The organism is Actinophytocola oryzae (assembly GCF_004364325.1).
GTDB classification, from domain to species: domain Bacteria; phylum Actinomycetota; class Actinomycetes; order Mycobacteriales; family Pseudonocardiaceae; genus Actinophytocola; species Actinophytocola oryzae.
Window position 1 is genome coordinate 230083 of the sequence record NZ_SOCP01000003.1, and the last position, 15459, is coordinate 245541.

Genomic DNA, 15459 nt, shown 5'->3' on the forward strand with positions numbered 1-15459 from the left:
CCTCCTCTGGTAGAACGTGTTCTAGATTCGCCGCGCGGGAGGTGGCATGGACGACGTGCAGTCCGGGCAGGCGTGGGTCGAGTTCTGCCGTGCGCTGGAGAAGGCGGGCGAGGTCGTGCTGCGGGAGAAGGCGCCGGCCACCCCGCTCGACCGGGCCGAGGGCTACCGCTACCTGACGCGGCTGGTCCGCGAGATGCTGTACTCCACGGTCGAGAACGCCGACCCCGACTTCCCCCGCTTCCACGAGCTGGACCGCGTCAAGATCGGCGCGGACAACCCGGACAACGTCTACCTCTCGGCGAACATCCGCGGCGACCGCACCTACCGGATCACCGGGACACGCGGCACCATCGCGTACTTCAGCATCGGCTCGAAGGCCAACCGGTACGCCAAGGACGGCACGATGGCCTCGACGGGCGAGCTGTCCGACCGCGACCTCGCCGTCAACCCCGACGGCACCGTGGAGATCATCGCGAGCGCGACCCCGCACGACAGGAACTGGTTGCCGCTGGCGGCGGACTCGACGGGCCTCGTCGTGCGCCAGACCTACCTCGACCGCACGACCGAGGTCCCCGGCAGCTGGCACATCGCGCAGGTCGACGGGCCGGCGCTGCCGAAGGACGTGGATCCCGCCTTCCTGGCCAGGGCGCTGAAGCGTGCCGCGCTCTCGGTGCACGGCACGGCGGCCACGTTCGCGTACTGGACCGAGACGTTCATGAGCCGCCCCAACGAGCTGCCGGACTTCGGGCAGGACATGTTCCAGCGGGCGGGCGGCGACCCGGAGATCTTCTACCTGCACGGCTACTGGACCCTCGAACCGCACCAGGCCTGGGTGATCGAGACCGAGGTCCCCGACTGTCCATACTGGAACTTCCAGCTGAGCAACTGGTGGATGGAGTCGCTGGACCACGAACGCCGCATCACCGTGAACAAGCACACGGCGAAGCTCGACGGCGACCGGCTGACGATCGTCGTCGCGGCACGGGATCCCGGCTGGGGCAACTGGATCGACACGTGCGGCCACGAGAGCGGCACCGCGTTGCTGCGGTGGCTCGGGGCGAAGGTCCACCCCGTCCCGCGGTGCAGCGTGATCGACCTGGAGGACCGATGACCACCGCCCTGCTCGACGTCGACGGCCTGCTGGCGAGTGCCCGCGAGAAGACCGGCCTGACCGACTTCGGCGACGAGTGGTTCGTGGAACCGTTGCGGGTACTGGTGACCGCGCTTAGGTCCGAGGCACGCCTCTCCGAGCTGGGCCTGGCACTGACCCGGCGCAGGCTCACCGCGTTGCTGGCCGACCGCCTCCGGCTGCGACAGGCACAGTCGGAGCACCCGGCGATCCTCGACGAGGAAGTGGTCGTGGCGGCGGAGATCTGCGGCCTGCCGCGCACCGGATCCACGCTGATGCACCGGCTTCTGGCCGCGTCGCCCTCGGTGACGTCGACGCTGTCGTGGGAGACGTCCTACCCGCTGCCGTTCCCCGGCGAGGGCCCCGACGCGGCGGAACGCAAGCAGCGGGCCAAGGACCGGGCCGAGCTGTTCCTGCGCATGACCCCGGAGTTCGGCGACATCCACACGATCGAGTGGGACGGGCCCGAGGAGGACGTCATCCTGCTCGACCGCACCTTCGTGTCGATGAGCTTCGACTCGTTCTACCAGGTGCCGACGTACGGCCTGTGGTTGCGGGCCGCCGACCAGACGCAGGCGTACCGGGAGCTTCGGGAGTGGCTGCAGGTGCTGCAGTGGCAGGACCCGTCGCGCCGGGGAAAGCCGTGGGTGCTGAAGTCCCCGCACCACCTGACGGCGGTGGACACGGTGCTGGACACGTTTCCGACGTGCAGGATCGTGATGACGCACCGCTCCCCGGCCGAGGCGGTGCCGTCGTACGCGTCGATGGTCACCTCGATCTGCCACCAGTACAGCGACGACGTGGACCCCGTCGCGATCGGCCGCTACTGGCGCGACCGCTTCGCGGCCACCCTGCGGGAGTTCACCTCGGTGCGTGCCCGCAGGCCGGACCGCTTCGTGGACGTGCGCTTCCGGGACGTGGTGTCCGACCCGCTGGCCGAGGCCGTGCGCGTGTCCGGCCTCGTCGGCGTGCCGGCCGACCGCGAGGCGCTGTCGGCGTACCTCGCGCGGAACCGGGCGCAGCGGCACGGCTCGCACACCTACACCGCGGCGGACTTCGGCCTGTCGGAAGCGGACCTGAAGCGCGACTTCGCGTTCTACGAGGAGGTAGTGCCGTGATCCTTGACGGCGAGGTGGTCATCGTCTCCGGTGTCGGTCCCGGCCTTGGCGCGAAGCTGGCCGCGAGAGCGGCCGCGGAGGGCGCGAAGGTGGTGATGGCGGCCCGTTCCCCGCAGGTGATGGACCAGGTGGCCAAGGACGCGGCGGCGGCCGGCGGCGAGGCCGTCGCGGTCCGGTGCGACGTCAGGAAACCCGAGGACGTGGCCCGGGTCGCGGCGACGGCGGTCGAGCGGTTCGGGAAGGTCACGGGCCTGGTCAACTCGGCGTACTCGCATCCCGGCTTCGCCGACCTGCTGGACACGCCGGACAAGCAACTGCGGCGCTCGATGGACATCATCCTGCACGGTGCGCTGGAGATGACCAGGGCGGTGGTGCCGCACATGCCCGCGGGCAGCTCGATCGTCAACGTGGGCACCATGTCGACGCGGCGACCGCTGCGGGGCGAGGGCGGCTACGCGGTGGCGAAGGCCGCGATGGCGTGCGCGACGCAGTACCTGGCGCTGGAGCTGGGTTCGAAGGGAATCCGGGTGAACCAGGCGATCATGGGCTGGCTGGACGGCCCCGGTGTCCGCTTCTACCTGAAGATGACCTCGGACCAGCGAGGCGTGACCGAACAGGACGTCTACGACGAGATCGCCGCCAGGAACCCACTCGACCGCATCCCCACGGACGAGGCGTGCGCGGGCGCGGTCCTGTTCCTGTTGTCCGGCCTGGCCTCCGAGGTCACCGGTGCCGTGCTGGACGTCAACGGCGGGGAGTACATGCCGGCATGACCGAGTACATCGTCCGTTCGGTGGTGGTGGAGATCGGCGCGCCCGCCGAACTCGTGTGGCAGGTGCTGACCGACTACCCTGCCTACCCGGAGTGGAACCCGTACACGGTGGCGGTGACGACCACCCTGGGGATCGGCGAGCCGATCGACCTGACGCTGCCCGCGGTGGACGGCTCCGGCGGGACCTTCGTCAACCGCGAGTACGTACGGGTCGTGGACCCACCGCGCCACCTGCGCTACGACACGGCGAACGAGATGCCGGGCATCTTCGCCGTCCGGGACCAGTGGATCACCGAACGCGGCCCGACGACCTGCGCCTACCACACCACCGACACGATCAGCGGCGAGTACGCGGACAAGGTCATGGAGATGACCGGCAAGTGGATCAAGTCCGGCTTCGATTCGGTCGCCCACGCACTGAAGACCCGGGTCGAGTCCCTGTCCCGCTGACCCCGCCGGCACCGCACTGAAGGACGCCTTCGTAACGCTGGGCGTTAGGAAGGCGTCCTTCAGTGCGGTCCTACCCGGGGGTCACACCCAGCTCGGCCAGCTTCGCCAGTACCGCTTCGGCCGCCTCCTCCGGGGTCAGCTCCGTCGTGTCCAGGTGGATCTCCGGGGTCTCGGGCCGTTCGTAGGGTGAGTCGATGCCCGTGAAGTTGGGCAGCTCGCCCCGGCGGGCCTTCGCGTACAGGCCCTTCGGGTCCCGTTCCTCCGCCACCGCCAGCGGGGTGTCCACGAAGACCTCGCAGAACTCGTTCGCCGCCACGACTCCTCTGGCCAGTGCGCGTTCCGCGCGGAACGGGGAGATGAACGACACCAGCACGATCAGCCCGGCGTCGACCAGCAGAGCCGCCACCTCCGCGACGCGGCGCACGTTCTCCACCCGGTCGGCGTCGGTGAAGCCGAGGTCCTTGTTCAGGCCGTGCCGCACGTTGTCGCCGTCCAGGACGAAGGTGTGGCGGCCCTCCCGGTGCAGCCGCTGCTCCACCAGGTCGGCGATCGTCGACTTCCCGGCACCCGACAGGCCCGTGAACCACACCACGCAGCCCCGGTGGCCATTGCGCTCCGCACGCATCGCCTTGTTCACCGACATGGCCTGCCAGTGCACGTTCGTCGCCCGCCGCAGCGGGAAACGGACCAGGCCCGCGCCCACGGTCGCGTTGGTCAGGCGATCGATGACGATGAACCCGCCGAGGTCTCTGTTGGCACGGTAGGGATCGAGCGCCACCGGCTGGTCGAAGTGGACGTTGCCGACACCGATCTCGTTCAGCCGCAACGTCTTCGCCGCCAGGTGGGCGCCGGTGTCCACGTCGAGGCGGTGCTTGGGCGTGTCGACCGTCACGCCCACCGTCCTGGCCCCCAGCTTCGCCAGGTACCGGCGGCCCGGGAGCATCTCCTGCTCCGACATCCAGATCAGGTCCGCCTGGCACGCGTCCGCGACACCAGGTGGCTCCGCGCCCGCCAGCACCGCACCCCGCGAGACGTCCACGTCGTCGGCCAACACCACCGTGATCGACTGGCCCGTGGCGGCCGACCGCAGTTCGCCGTCGAAGGTGACCAGGCGCGACACGGTCGTCTCCACACCACCCGGGACGACCCGCACCCGGTCGCCGACCGAGACCGAGCCGCCGACCACCAGGCCCGACACACCGCGGAAGTCGGCGGCCCGGTTGACCCAGCGGACGATCATGCGGAACGGGCCGGGGCGTTGCGCGTCGACCGGCACGGTCTCCAGCCAGGACAGCAGCGTCGGGCCGTCGTACCACGGTGTTCGCGACGCGCGACCGACCACGTTGGACCCGTCCAGCGCCACCACCGGGACACACGTCACGTCCTCGATGCCGATGGTCGCCGCGAACTCGCGGTACTCCTCGGCTATGGCGACGAAACGGGACTCGGTGAACCCGACGAGGTCCATCTTGTTGACCGCCAGCGCCACGCGGCGAATTCCCAGCAGGGACACCACGTGGCTGTGCCGCCGCGTCTGGCGCAGCACGCCCTTCCTGGCGTCCAGCAGGATCACCGCCGCGTCCGCGGTCGACGCGCCCGTCACCATGTTGCGCGTGTACTGCTCGTGGCCGGGTGTGTCCGCCACGATGAACCGCCGCGACGACGTCCCGAAGTAGCGGTACGCCACGTCGATCGTGATGCCCTGTTCGCGTTCCGCCAGCAGTCCGTCCACAAGGGACGCGAAGTCCATGTCCCGCGCCGAGAGGGCGGCCAGCTGGTCGGAGTGCAGCACTCGGGTGTCGTACAGCAGCCTGCCGATCAGCGTGCTCTTGCCGTCGTCGACGCTGCCGCACGTGATGAACCGCAACAGGTCCATCAGAAGTACCCCTCACGCTTCTTGCGTTCCATGGAGCCGGACTGGTCGCGGTCGATCACGCGGCCCTGCCGTTCGGACGTGTCCGCCGCCGCGGTCTCGGCGATCACCTCGGCCACCGTCGTCGCCGTGCTGGGCACCGCACCCGTCAGCGGGTAGCAGCCCAGGGTGCGGAACCGGACCGTCCGGGACGACGGCTCCTCGCCAGGGTTCAACGGCAGGCGGTCGTCGTCGACCATGATCAGGCTGCCGTCGCGGGTCACCACCGGTCTCGGTGCCGCGAAGTACAGTGGCACCACCGGAATCTCCTCACGTTCGATGTAGCGCCAGACGTCCAGCTCGGTCCAGTTCGACAGCGGGAAGACGCGGATGCTCTCCCCCGGCGCCTTCCGCGCGTTGTACAGCCGCCACAGCTCGGGGCGTTGCCCGCGCGGGTCCCACTGGTGGTCGGCCGTGCGGAACGAGAACACGCGTTCCTTGGCACGCACCGGTTCCTCGTCGCGGCGGGCGCCACCGAACGCGAGGTCGAAGCGGTGCTCGTCCATGGCCTGGCGCAGGCCATGGGTCTTCCACATGTCCGTGTGCACGGCCGAGCCGTGGTCGAACGGGTTGATGCCGAGCGCGACGCACTCGGGGTTGCGGTGCACGATCAGCTCCAGCCCCAGCTCGGCCACCGTGCGGTCGCGGAAGTCGATCATCTCGCGGAACTTCCACGTCGTGTCGACGTGCAGCAGTGGGAACGGCGGGCGCGACGGGTGGAAAGCCTTGCGTGCCAGGTGAAGCAGGGTCGAGGAGTCCTTTCCGATGGAGTACAGCAGGACCGGGCGTTCGCTCTCGGCGGCTGCCTCGCGCATGATGTCGATGCTCTCCGCCTCGAGCCAGTCGAGATGCGTTTGCACGTCCATCACCCTAGGCCCATTTTGAACAACGTTCAATATGCGCCGGACATCGTTCGGCCTGGGGTACCGTTGTGGCGTGGAGACCACCGCGTGGGGAGACGCGCAGGCACGCAGACGCGACATACTGGCGTCGGCCGAGGACCTGCTGGCCGAGTCCGGTTACGCCGGACTCACCATGCGCGCGATCGCCGTCGGCGCCGGCGTCAGCTCAGGCACGCTCTACCAGTACTTCGACGGCAAGGAGGACGTGTTCGTCGCGCTCATGGCCGCCCGGCTGGAGACGCTGCGCACGACGCTCGACGGGCTCGACCGCACGGTCGGGATCGCGGGGCTGCTCAGGGAGATCCTGCCGCAGGTGCGGGAGCTGTGGCGGCTGTTCGGCCGCTCCGCGCAGCAGTGGGAGTCGAAGGTGCTGGCCGGCGGACCGCGCGGCAGGCGGGCGGTCACGTCGGCGACCGTCTTCCGCAGGATGGCCCGCGCCCTGGAGCGGGCGCTGCACGAGACGGCCGCCGCGTCGGGACAGACGCTGGTCGACCACCCGGCGACGGCCTACTGGGTGTGGGACTCGCTCATCGGCCTCGCGGACGACATCGTCCACGGCGGCTCGCTGCAGGCCCGCATCTCGGCGGCCCGCATGGTCGACTTCGCGACCGAGACGATCGAACGAGGGATCGTCGCCACGCCCTGAGGGGGTAGCAGGGCGTGGCGACGAACCTGACTAACGCCCGGCTGGGCGTCTAGTCGGCAGTGGCTCCTTGGGCCTGGACGACGTCGGATCCGGTTGCCTGATGGGCGTTCGGTCCGGTTGCTCCTGCGGTCGCCCGGGTTGTTCCGTTCGTTTCGGTTGCTCGACGGTGGGAGGACGCTCCTGTTGCGTGGGGAACCGGTTCGCCAACTGTCCGACACCACGCACTCCCTGGCCCAGCGCCTGGGTCCGGTGCTTCGACGACGTCGAGGAGCTCACCGGCACGATGTCCTCGACGTCCTCGGGCTTCGCGGTCGTCTCGTACCAGGTCGACGCCATCAGCACCGCGTAGATCGGCACCGCGAGCGCCAGCACGGCGAGCACGAACACCGGGAACAGGAACGTGAACACCTCGACCCCGCCCGGCGGTGGCGCAGTCGGGTCGATGGTCACCTCGATCGCGGCCATGCCCGTGTAGTGCATGCCGGTGACCGCGACCCCCATGACCATGCCGGCGACGAGACGGAGTGCGGTGCTGTCGAAGATGACCGTGAACCACAGCGCCGCGGTGGCCGCGACGACCGCGATGGCGATCGAGAGCCACACCAGCGTCGAGTTGTAGGTGCTCGTGCCCTGGATCTGGATGGCCCACATGCCCGTGTAGTGCATGAGGTTCACCGCGAGGCCCATGATGATGCCGCCGGCCACCAGGCGGGGCACGGAGTACCGCTTGCGGACGCCGAAGACCACCAGCCCGACGAACGTGGCGGAGATCGACAGGAGCGCGGAGAGCGCCGTACGGCCGAGGTCGTAGCGGACCGGGAAGCCGGGGGTGTCGAAGCCCAGCATGGCGATGAAGTGCATCAGCCAGATGCCGACGCCGCCGATCGAGACCGCGGCGGCGACGAGCCAGCCGAGCCGCGCCCTACCCGTCAGGTTGCGTGCCTGCAGCGTGCACGCGAGTCCGACGACGCACCCGACCACCGAGACGACGTACGCGAAGAACAACAGCCACGAGCCCATCGCGAAATGATGGACATGCTCCGCGGCATGAGGCATGACAGGTCCCCCTCTTCGACCCGCGCGCCGCCCCGACCAGCGCCAAATGAAATCAACAACGTCTGAAACACGTGCTTACCAGACGCAACGTGAATGCAAGTCGAGTTTGCACACCATGTCAACCCCCGCGACCCGTCGCAGGTCCGGTGCAAGTTGCATCGAGCAACGCAGTGATCATTGCTTCGAAAAGAAATGACGAAACGCGGGCCACCTGTGTCGGTGACCCGCGTTTCGATGATCAGATCGTCAGTCGGTCAGCAGCCGGTTGAAGAATGCGCGGTACTCGCGGATGACCACCCGCAGCTCCTCGGTCCCGGCATCGCCGGCACGCCACCGCTCGTCGAGCCCGGCCTTGCGCTCGGCCAGCTCACGCATGATTTCGTCGACCAGCTCGCCCGCGCCACGCACGGAGTCCTCCGGGTCGTCCACGAAGCCGCCCTGCAGCTCGCGCCACCGGTCACGGAAGCCGCTCATCGCGGTCTCGTCGAAGAACACCTCGCTCGGCTCCGACTGCGCGGAAGCGGTGGCGGGCGCCTCGGTGGTCTCCCGAGCTGTCTCCTGGTAGTCACCCGGCTCCGCAACGGGTTCCTGGTAGTCACCCGGCTCGGCGACAGGCTCCCGGTAGTCGTCCGCCTGCACGTTCTCCTGCGTCTCCAGGGACTCCGGACGGTCCAGGTCCGACTCCGGACGATCCGATTCGGACTCGAACGCCTCGGGCCGGGGCTGCAGACCGTCGCGGTCTGGCTCCACGCCGTCGCGATCCCGCTCCAGAGCGTCGCGGTCCGGCTCCAGACGGTCCTCCTCGTCCTGCGCGAAGGATCTGTCGGCGGGCACACGTTCGTCGGAAAGTTCACCCTGAACGGGGATACGCTCGGTCGCGGGGTGGTCGTAGCCGACCGGTTCCTCCACGAACTTCGTCTTGTGCTCAGTCATGTCGTGCCTCCTGCTAGCTCTTCAGCCGCGCGCCGTCGACCGCGCCTTCCGTGGTCTCACGTGCTGCCGGCACCTCGGCCTTGTCGGGGTCGACTGTCTCGATCGGACCGACCAGCGAGCGGAAGAGGGCGCGGTAGTGCACGAGCGCCTGTCGCTGCTCCTCGGTGTCCGCTTCGGCCGTGCCGCGGATGCGGTGGGCGTCGCGGTAGTGGCTGACCACGTCGGCGTGCTCGACGGAGAGGTCGGCAGCCTGCTGGTCGAACCCGTCGGTGGGGTAACCCCGGTCACGCATCACGGAGTGCACCAGCTCGTCGGCCTCCGCGAGGCTTTCGTCGGGTGCGTCGACGAAGCGCTCCTGGATACCCGTCCACTCCTCCACGTAGCGCGCACGCGCGGCGACTGGCAGTGGCTTGAGATCCAGCTCCGCGTACCGCTTCTCCCGCGCCGTGAGCTCACGCTCGGCGGTGCGGCGGCTGTCGGCTGACTCGAGGCTGCGGTCGTACTCCGGTCCGAACCGGTTGCGCAGGCGGCGGCTGCGTGCCAGCCCACCCAGGTACCAACCGGCCGCGAACAACACGGCGAGCAGGACGACGACCAGGATGACTATTCCCGCAGTCGACATCGTGCACTCCTTCCCTGAACAGACTTGGATGTCGTGGTAGTGCCCTGATTGGTCTGCGGGGAAACCACAAGCCGTCGGGATTAGGCCACCTGGAGCAACGCGGGGACCACCGCGTGGGCCACCACGAGGGCTTGAGATCATGACCGCGTGGTGGACGTGACCATCGACCTCCCGGCCGGCGACGGCCCCGCCGTGGTGAAGCTCCAGTCACCGCAGTGGGAGCTGAACATCCGGGCCCCGCGCGAGGAACTGGCTCGCCTGCGCGAGATCGACGGCGCCGACTGGGACTCACGCCGCTCGCTCGCGGTCGGCACGTGTGCCGGTGCGGGTGTCTTCTGGGCCCTCGGCGAGGACGACCAGGTGGCGATACTGGTGGGACCGGACGACGAGTCCTGGGACGCCGCGGTGCTCGTTCCGCTGAGGACCGTCCACGAGATCGCGGCGCGCGCGCTCGGCCTGGCGGACAGTGGTCTTACCGACGCGGAGGGGTAGGTTCACCGGCCGTGGCCGAGGTTGTGCTGGAGACCGGGATCAACCCGGACGACCCCGAGGAATGGGTGCTGGCTCTCGTCATCGACCCCGAGGGGTCCGATGCCGAGCGGACGCTGGTCGCCATCGGTGATCTGTGCCATCCGGACGAGAACGGGGTCTACGCCGTCCCCCAGTCGGACGCCTACGCGGCTCCGCGGCTCGCGGACGGCGTCCTGACCGTCGACGTCGTCACCTTCCCCGAGGTGCTCGAGGGCCTCCGCGTGACCACGGCGTTTCCGTTGCACGACGAGGAGTCCGTGCGGCTGCTGCGGGTGGTCGGGGAGACCGGCCACGACACGCTGCCCCCGACGACACACGTGTTCACCACGCCGATCGAGGCGTTGACCGACAACGAGGACGAAACACCCTTCGTGCTCGCGCGACCGCCCGTCACCGGCGACGCCACGTCACGTGCGTGACCCGTTGTGGTTCGCGCCGGCCACCGCGTGGTGCTCGGCCAGTTGGTCGCGCCACCACGGGGTTTCCACGAACCCGCGCTTCAGCGTCAGCAGTTCGACCGACGCGTTCCACCCCACCACGCCTGCGAGCTTCGCCAGTGTGGACGTGGTGAACTCGAACAGCCCGGCCGTCGAGTCGGCGATGATCTCGCACAGCAACGCGTTCCCGTCCAGCGTGGCGCCGAGATAACGCACGGCCGGGTGGCGGGTCAGCGCCTCGGCGACCTCGGCGAGCTTCGCGGGCTCGACGGTCACCCACAGCAGGGTTTCCGCCTCCAGGCCGAGCAGTGACGAAGGGACGATGGTGAACACGGCCGCGCACCCGTCGGTGATCATGCGCTCGAAGCGGCGGCGGACCGTGCTCTCGTTGAGGCTCAACCCGTCGGCGACCGTCTTGAAGCTGGCCCTGCCGTCGTTGCGCAGGCAGTCGAGGATGGCCCAGTCGACCTTGTCGAAGTGTTCGGGTCTGCACAGCGACACCCTCTGGTCCGGGACCTCGTGGGTGACCAGCTGCCGGTACCAGTCGTGCGCGGCCTTGTAGACGTGCAGGAGCAGGTCGCTGTACCAGCGCTGCACGCCCTCGATCTCCTGCAGTTCCAACATGGTCTGCGGGTAGCGGGTGGCGGCGGAGTTGACCACCAGCTCGATCGCGATGTCGTACGAGCCGGTGATCAACGACGCCCACCGCACGTCCTCGCGGGCCACCAGCTGTTCGGCCACGTCGAGCTGCGTGCCGGGACGGCAGCCGATGCGGGTGAAGAACGTCTCCGTCGGACCGGTGCTGCCGAGGTTCGGCAGCACCGCGATCTTCAACAGCTTCTCCGCGACCAGTTGCTGGACGCGCCGCGCGACCGTCGGCACGGACGTCTCGCACATCGCGGCGACCGACGTCCAGCTCGCCCGACCGTCGACCTGCAGCGAGATGATGATCTGCCGGTCGAGGTCGTCGAACTGCCTCACGGTTCCCCCGCCTCGCTCACGGGGCGACTTCTGCCAGAAACCCTCGTACTACTTCGGTCCACGCCTCGGCCTCCTCGATCTGCGGTGAGTGGCCGGACTTCTCGAACACCACCAGCCGCGAGCCGGGGATCAGACTAGCGATCTTCTCGCTGCATTCAACGGGTGTTATCCAGTCCGTCCTGCCGACCGTGATCAGCGTCGGCGCGGTGATCTTCGGCAGCACCGGTTTGAGGTCGTAGTTCGGCATGTTCACCGAGAACGCGTAGTTGTGCGCCTCGAAACGGTACGGCGTGGCCTCGACCTTCGCCTCGACCGCAGCCGGGTCGTAGTGATAGTCGTACAGCGGCAGGATCTCCCGCCAGCAGTCGCGCAGGTCCGCGTCGTCGCGGACCTTCCCGGCGAAGATGCGGTCGAACTTCTCGCGGTCGATCTCGACGCGGGTGTTCGCCAGCGCGTTGGCCAGCGCCCTCTCCTCGTTCGAGTTGTCCGGCGAGGTGTCCCGCAACACCAGCGCGCGAACGCGATCCGGATAGCGTGTCGCGTACTCCATGGCCATGAACCCGCCGTACGAGCCGCCTGCCATGATGATCTGTTCCGCGCCAACCCATTCCCGCAGCGCGTCGACGTCCGCGGCCCACTGCTCGTGGCTGAACGTGCCGTTTCCCTCGCTCTGCCCGGATCCCCGCGCGTCGAACACCACGACCCGGTAGGTGTCCGCGAGGCGGCCGAAGCTGCCCCTCGGCTCGGCCCGCGAGCCCAGCCCCGGCGCACCGTGGTGTGCGATCAGCACTGGCGCGCCCTCGGGCCCGAGGACCTCGACGGCCAGCCGGTTGCCGTTGATCTCCACCAGCTCCGCCTCTGTCGTGGCGGCGGCGAACTCAGACACAGAGATTCTCCTTTGCTAGACGGGTATCACGCAGTCGTCGAGTGATCGCGGGAACGACGTGAGCGGCCGCGAGCCGCCCTCGGTGACGAGCATGCTGTCCGAGATCCGGTAGCCCGCGTGGCCGGGCACGTAGATGCCGGGCTCGTTGGAGACGATCATGCCCGGCTCCAGCAGGGTCGCGTCGCCGTCCTCGAGCCACGGCGGCTCGTGCATGCCGAGGCCGATCCCGTGGCCCTGCCGGTGCCGCAGGAACCGCCCCAGCCCGGCCTCGCGGATCACCTCGAGGCAGACGGCGTTGGCACTGCGGCATTCCGCGCCCGGCTTGATGGCCTGGCCGCCCACCTCCTGCGCGCGGCGGACGGTGTCGTGGTAGCGACGCTGGTCCACGGAGGGCTCGCCGAGCACGAACGTCCGCTCCCCCTCCACGAACCGGCCGCCGACCGCGCAGCCGAGCGACAGCTGGAACGTGTCGCCTGGCCGCAGCCGGTATCCGGATGGAAGTCCGTGTGGGTATACGGAGTTCTCTCCCGCGTAGACCAGTCCGCCCGCGAGCGGCGAGACGACGATGACGTCGTCGTGCTCGGCGTACATGGTCGACGTGCCGACCTTCGTGACGTGTGCGGCGAGCTCGGCCTCGCTCGGGAACTGGCCGCCGGTCGCGACGGCCTCCGCCACGAGCCAGGCACCCGAGGACAGCATCAGGTCGGTGATCCGCGCGGCCTCCTGGTGCAGCGCGATCTCGACGGGGTGCTTGACGTACCTCGCGACCGTCACCAGGTCCGTCGGCACCAGCTCCACAGTGGACAGGGCGGTGCCCGCGGCGTGCAGGCGGCTGTAGGACATCGACGTCGTGTGCCCGGCACGACGCCTGCCGAGCCCGACCGCCCCGGCGAGCACCGAGAACGGCGGCGTGACGCCGGGATACTCCGGATAGGACACCAGCTCCGCTACGGCGTGCTGTATCTGCGCGTGCTCACGTTCCAGCTCCGGCAGGAGGAGGAAGCACCGGCCGTCGGTGTCGAGCCACACGGCGACCGGGCGTTCGCCAGGGTGGTGGAAGAACCCGGTCAGGTACGCGACGTCCTCGGGGTCGTCGGTGAGCACGGCGTCCAGTCCGGCCTCGGTCGCGCGGGTGCGCACCCGGTCCTGGACAGCTTCGAAGAAACCGCGACCGAGCCGCGGGGAAAAGCTCGTCATTATTTGTTTCGCCTCGGGTTGCGAGCGTCGTTGTAAGCGGTGGACAGCAGGGTGGCCGCCAGCACCAGCAGGAAGATCGCGGCGGAGGGGAACAGCGGCAGCCACCACGCCGTCGACATGGCACCTGCCTGCTGTGCCTCGTAGAGAATCCGGCCCCACGACCACGTGTTCGGGTCGCCGAGGCCGAGGAAGGCCAGGCCGGCCGCGGAAAGCACGGCCCTGGAACCCGTCAGCACCACGGAGACCAGGATCAGCGGCATCACCGCGGGCACGACGTGCCTGCGGATGATCCACACCGGCGAGCTGGTCATCAGCCGCGCGGCGTCCACATAGGGCAGCCGGACGACCGAGAGCGCCTGCGAGCGCACCACCCTGGTCACCTCCGGCCACGAGAACGCCGCGATCACCAGGATGATCGTCAGCGTGCTCGGTCCGATCAGCGCCGCGACGAGGATCATGAGCGGCAGGACCGGCAGCGACAGCGTCAGGTCGACGATGACGCTGATGACCGCGTCCAGCCTGCGGAAGTACGCACCGAGCACCGCGAGCAGGGTGCCGAACACGATGGCGATCACCGCGGCGGCGGCCGCGACCAGCAGGCTCTGCCTCGCACCCCACACGACCTCGCTGTACACGTCGAGGCCGAGGCTGTCGGTGCCGAACCAGTGCGCGCCGGACGGCGGCGAGAGCACCGCGTCGCCGTAGCCGCTCGGGTAGCTCGCGAGCAGTGGTGCCGCGATGGCCGTGAAGGCCAGCAGCAGCAACACGACCAGCGCCGCCATGCCGAGCGGCTCGCGCCGGAACCGCCGCCACGTGTTGCGTGCCGGAGCGTCCACGGTGGCCGCCGCCGGGGGCGGCGGTGACACCTGCAGCGCGGGCTCCGCGGGCGGGGTGGGCTCGGTCATCGTCATGCTCCCACCTTCACTCGCGGGTCGAGCAGGCCGTAGACGACGTCGGTGATCATGTTGACGACCACCACGACCACGGCCAGCAGCAGGAAGGCGCCCTGCAGCAACGGGAAGTCGAGTCGGGTCACGGCGTCGAACATGCCGCGCCCGATGCCCGGGTAGGCGTACACGGTCTCGATGAGGATCACGCCGCCGACCAGGTACAGGCAGATCTGCAGGCCCACCAACGTGGTCGTGGGCAGCAGCGCGTTGCGCAGCGCGTGTTTCCACAGCACTCTGCGGTGTGGCAGGCCGTTGGCCCGCGCCAGCGTCACGTAGTCCTCACCGAGTGCCTCGATCAGCGTCGACCGCACGGTCAGCACGTAGCTGCCCAGCTGTACGAGCACCAGCGAGAGCATCGGCAGCACGAGGTGGGAGACGACGCTCAGGTACCACGCACCGCCGTAGGTCCCGTCGGTGTAAGCGCCCCCGATGGGGAACCAGCCCAGCTGCAAGCCGAACACGTACAGCAGCAGGATGCCGATGCTCGGCACGAACAGCGACTGCCCGGTCACGGCGACCATCTGGACGACACGGTCGAGCACCCCGCCGGCGCGGGCCGCGGCGGCCACGCCGAGCGGGATGCCCAACAACACTGTCACCACAAGAGCGACACCGACCAGCAACAGTGTCCACGGCAGCATCTCCATGAGCGAGTCCGTCACGGGGATGTTCTGGCTGAAGGAGATACCGAGGTTCCCCTGCAGCAACTGGCCGAGGTACTTGACGTACTGCACGGGCAACGGCTGGTCGAGGCCGTAGGTGTGCAGCAGGTCCGCCCGGATCGCCGGCGTCATGTTCGTGCTCGCGATGGCGATCGCGGGGTCGCCGGGCAGCAGGCGCAGCATCAGGAACGTCACCGTCACCGCGAACCAGATGGTGACCAGACCGCGACCGATCCTCTTGAGCACGAACGACAACAACGACATCCGGGCGGACT

16 protein-coding genes and 1 pseudogene are annotated in these 15459 nt (G+C 69.1%); 7 read left to right on the forward strand and 10 right to left on the reverse strand.

Annotated features, from left to right (window positions below; translation table 11 throughout):
- Positions 1-46 precede the first annotated feature (46 nt).
- Genes CLV71_RS08495 through CLV71_RS08510 form a run of 4 tightly spaced genes read left to right on the forward strand, consistent with a single transcriptional unit; the run spans position 47 to position 3469 of the window.
- Entirely contained in the window at positions 47-1111 is a 1065-nt protein-coding gene (locus tag CLV71_RS08495) for a DUF1214 domain-containing protein (protein WP_133902088.1), read from the forward strand.
- Entirely contained in the window at positions 1108-2247 is a 1140-nt protein-coding gene (locus CLV71_RS08500; RefSeq protein ID WP_133902089.1) for a sulfotransferase family protein, read from the forward strand. Before CLV71_RS08495 ends, CLV71_RS08500 begins: the two co-directional genes overlap by 4 nt.
- Positions 2244-3020, forward strand: coding sequence for an SDR family oxidoreductase (locus tag CLV71_RS08505; protein ID WP_133902090.1), 777 nt, complete (start codon positions 2244-2246; stop codon positions 3018-3020). Before CLV71_RS08500 ends, CLV71_RS08505 begins: the two co-directional genes overlap by 4 nt.
- On the forward strand, positions 3017-3469 hold the full coding sequence (locus tag CLV71_RS08510) for an SRPBCC domain-containing protein (RefSeq protein WP_133902091.1): 453 nt from the start codon (positions 3017-3019) through the stop codon (positions 3467-3469). The genes CLV71_RS08505 and CLV71_RS08510 overlap by 4 nt, the downstream gene beginning before the upstream one ends.
- A 70-nt stretch (positions 3470-3539) precedes the next feature.
- Here the strand turns inward: CLV71_RS08510 and cysC are convergent, their stop codons facing one another.
- Both cysC and cysD read right to left on the reverse strand, forming a co-directional pair.
- Complete coding sequence (gene cysC / locus CLV71_RS08515) at positions 3540-5345, reverse strand: adenylyl-sulfate kinase (protein WP_133902092.1); 1806 nt, start codon at positions 5343-5345, stop codon at positions 3540-3542.
- Positions 5345-6247, reverse strand: a complete 903-nt coding sequence (cysD, locus tag CLV71_RS08520) for a sulfate adenylyltransferase subunit CysD (RefSeq protein WP_133902093.1) — start codon at positions 6245-6247, stop codon at positions 5345-5347. Before cysD ends, cysC begins: the two co-directional genes overlap by 1 nt.
- A gap of 70 nt (positions 6248-6317) precedes the next feature.
- On the opposite strand from cysD, the gene CLV71_RS08525 reads away from it, so the two are divergent.
- Entirely contained in the window at positions 6318-6929 is a 612-nt protein-coding gene (locus CLV71_RS08525; RefSeq protein WP_166664006.1) for a TetR/AcrR family transcriptional regulator, read from the forward strand.
- 291 nt (positions 6930-7220) lie between these two features.
- On the opposite strand, the pseudogene CLV71_RS08530 reads toward CLV71_RS08525, so the two are convergent.
- The 3 genes and pseudogenes from CLV71_RS08530 to CLV71_RS08540 form a co-directional block, all read right to left on the reverse strand.
- Positions 7221-7985 (reverse strand): annotated as a pseudogene (locus CLV71_RS08530) (MHYT domain-containing protein); the annotation flags it as partial.
- 246 nt (positions 7986-8231) lie between these two features.
- Positions 8232-8918, reverse strand: a complete 687-nt coding sequence (locus CLV71_RS08535; protein WP_133902096.1) for a hypothetical protein — start codon at positions 8916-8918, stop codon at positions 8232-8234.
- A gap of 13 nt (positions 8919-8931) precedes the next feature.
- Positions 8932-9540 carry a hypothetical protein gene (locus tag CLV71_RS08540; RefSeq protein ID WP_133902097.1) on the reverse strand — a complete coding sequence of 203 codons (609 nt, stop codon included), beginning with the start codon at positions 9538-9540 and terminating at the stop codon, positions 8932-8934.
- A 147-nt stretch (positions 9541-9687) separates the two neighbouring features.
- Here CLV71_RS08540 and CLV71_RS08545 point away from each other — a divergent pair, with 147 nt between their 5' ends.
- The gene (locus CLV71_RS08545; RefSeq protein ID WP_133902098.1) at positions 9688-10032 is read left to right on the forward strand and encodes a hypothetical protein; all 345 of its coding nucleotides are present in this window, start codon (positions 9688-9690) and stop codon (positions 10030-10032) included.
- A gap of 11 nt (positions 10033-10043) precedes the next feature.
- Positions 10044-10490, forward strand: a complete 447-nt coding sequence (locus CLV71_RS08550; protein WP_133902099.1) for a hypothetical protein — start codon at positions 10044-10046, stop codon at positions 10488-10490.
- Here CLV71_RS08550 and CLV71_RS08555 read toward each other — a convergent pair.
- Genes CLV71_RS08555 through CLV71_RS08575 form a run of 5 tightly spaced genes read right to left on the reverse strand, consistent with a single transcriptional unit; the run spans position 10479 to position 15448 of the window.
- The gene (locus tag CLV71_RS08555; protein ID WP_208297470.1) at positions 10479-11489 is read right to left on the reverse strand and encodes an Lrp/AsnC family transcriptional regulator; all 1011 of its coding nucleotides are present in this window, start codon (positions 11487-11489) and stop codon (positions 10479-10481) included. The two genes, CLV71_RS08550 and CLV71_RS08555, sit on opposite strands and share 12 nt — an antisense overlap.
- Before the next feature lie 16 nt (positions 11490-11505).
- Positions 11506-12375 carry an alpha/beta fold hydrolase gene (locus tag CLV71_RS08560; RefSeq protein ID WP_208297471.1) on the reverse strand — a complete coding sequence of 290 codons (870 nt, stop codon included), beginning with the start codon at positions 12373-12375 and terminating at the stop codon, positions 11506-11508.
- A gap of 15 nt (positions 12376-12390) precedes the next feature.
- On the reverse strand, positions 12391-13572 hold the full coding sequence (locus tag CLV71_RS08565) for a M24 family metallopeptidase (RefSeq protein ID WP_133902101.1): 1182 nt from the start codon (positions 13570-13572) through the stop codon (positions 12391-12393).
- Positions 13572-14483: an ABC transporter permease gene (locus tag CLV71_RS08570; protein WP_208297472.1), complete on the reverse strand. Its 912-nt coding sequence runs from the start codon at positions 14481-14483 to the stop codon at positions 13572-13574. The genes CLV71_RS08565 and CLV71_RS08570 overlap by 1 nt, the downstream gene beginning before the upstream one ends.
- Positions 14480-15448, reverse strand: a complete 969-nt coding sequence (locus tag CLV71_RS08575; RefSeq protein ID WP_133902102.1) for an ABC transporter permease — start codon at positions 15446-15448, stop codon at positions 14480-14482. Before CLV71_RS08575 ends, CLV71_RS08570 begins: the two co-directional genes overlap by 4 nt.
- Positions 15449-15459 lie beyond the last annotated feature (11 nt).